The organism is Roseomonas sp. 18066 (assembly GCF_902706185.1).
Classification (GTDB): domain Bacteria; phylum Pseudomonadota; class Alphaproteobacteria; order Acetobacterales; family Acetobacteraceae; genus Pseudoroseomonas.
This window is the reverse complement of record NZ_CACSJM010000357.1, coordinates 1-495: the sequence shown is the minus strand read 5'-3', so window position 1 is coordinate 495 and position 495 is coordinate 1. Positions and strand designations below refer to the sequence as shown.

Below are 495 nucleotides of genomic sequence, written 5' to 3'. Positions count from 1 at the left end.
CGTGGACACCGAGCTGCGGACCAATCCCCCGCGGTTCCCCTGGCTTTGGTTAACGCCGGCGCTGGTCATCATCGCCGCAACGGTGGTTGCTGGAATCCTGATGTACCCAACCATGCCCCAAAACCTCGCCGTGCATTATGGAGCCAGCGGCGCCCCGAACAGGATGGCGGCGAAATCGGTGGGCACTGCTTTCTCACTGGTTTTCGTACAGCTGGGCTTCACGGCCCTGCTCGCGGGGATGGCCGCTGCAATCGTCCACAGCAGGCCGGACATTGACCCGGCGCGCCCAGTGGGCTCGGCGCGCTGGGGGCGGCACTACCTGTTGCTGGGCGCCAAAGTGCTGCTTGGCCTGGTTGCGCTGATCGATCTGGGGATGCTGGGATCGTCGCTGTTGATGTGGACCGGTACCACGACGCGCTGGGCGCCGCTGGTGGTGGTGCTCCCGGTCCTCACTGGCGTAGTGGCAGCCGTCGCGGTCCTGGCCAGGAACAACAG

At 65.9% G+C, this 495-nt stretch carries 1 protein-coding gene; it reads left to right on the top strand.

Translation table 11 applies throughout. From position 1 onward, the window contains the following. Positions 1–495, top strand: a 495-nt coding sequence (locus GVN67_RS29215) for a DUF1648 domain-containing protein (RefSeq protein ID WP_160000789.1), incomplete at both ends; no start/stop codon positions are given.